At 63.6% G+C, this 264-nt stretch carries 1 protein-coding gene; it reads left to right on the top strand.

Annotation, left to right across the window (positions count from 1 at the left end; genetic code table 11):
* On the top strand, positions 1 to 264 hold a 264-nt coding region (locus tag SCA31_RS23875), incomplete at both ends, for an inositol monophosphatase family protein (protein WP_410699483.1).

Genomic DNA, 264 nt, shown 5'->3' with positions numbered 1-264 from the left:
CCAGCGGCACCGGTGGCGAAGGCCTCGATACGTCCAACAAAGGCGAGGCCGGCGACTGGGTCACGGCTTTCGATGTCGCCGCGGAGAACGCGGTCCGCGAAGCAATTGCCGCTGAACGCCCCCAAGACACCATCACCGGGGAGGAATACGGCACAACCCGCCCTGAAACTCCGTCGGGATATCGCTGGTCCATTGATCCCTTGGACGGGACCACCAACTTCATCCGCAACATCGTGTACTACGCCACGTCCGTGGCGGTAGCGG

It is taken from the genome of Chryseobacterium sp. SIMBA_028, assembly GCF_046535285.1.
Taxonomy (GTDB): domain Bacteria; phylum Bacteroidota; class Bacteroidia; order Flavobacteriales; family Weeksellaceae; genus Chryseobacterium.
Note: the sequence above shows the minus strand (reverse complement) of the source record. Positions and strands in the feature narration are given on the sequence as shown.